Origin of the sequence: Leclercia sp. M-A074-M, assembly GCF_965195605.1 — a bacterium.
Lineage (GTDB): Bacteria > Pseudomonadota > Gammaproteobacteria > Enterobacterales > Enterobacteriaceae > Enterobacter.
This window is the reverse complement of sequence record NZ_CBDAHM010000040.1, coordinates 1-464: the sequence shown is the minus strand read 5'-3', so window position 1 is coordinate 464 and position 464 is coordinate 1. Positions and strand designations below refer to the sequence as shown.

Here is a 464-nt window from a genome sequence, read left to right as displayed (position 1 = left end):
TCTATGGCCTGCGCAATGCAGGGCTCACGGAGTACCTGTCTGGCGTGCTGAATCTGCTGGCAGACAAGGGGTTATGGGCAGCGACGTTCGGCACCGGCTTCCTGACGGCATTTCTCTCATCAGTGATGAACAATATGCCGACGGTACTGATTGGCGCGCTCTCGATTGACGGGAGTACGGCGACCGGCGTCGTCAAAGAGGCAATGATTTATGCCAATGTGATTGGCTGCGATTTAGGCCCGAAAATCACCCCGATTGGCAGTCTGGCAACCCTGCTGTGGCTGCATGTGCTTGCCCGGAAAAATATAAAAATTACCTGGGGATATTACTTCCGTACCGGCATTGTTATGACTGTGCCGGTGCTGTTTGTCACTCTGGCCGCGCTGGCGTGGCGGCTCTCTGTCACTTTGTAATGAGATACTGATATGAGCAACATTACCATCTATCACAACCCGGCCTGTGGC

General features: G+C 53.9%; 1 protein-coding gene. It reads left to right on the top strand.

Features of this window, described 5'->3' with window-relative positions; all coding sequences use genetic code 11:
- The coding region (locus tag ACOKCT_RS22990; protein WP_420193918.1) for an ArsB/NhaD family transporter at positions 1-413 on the top strand (413 nt) is incomplete at its 5' end.
- Positions 414-464: the final 51 nt, after the last annotated feature.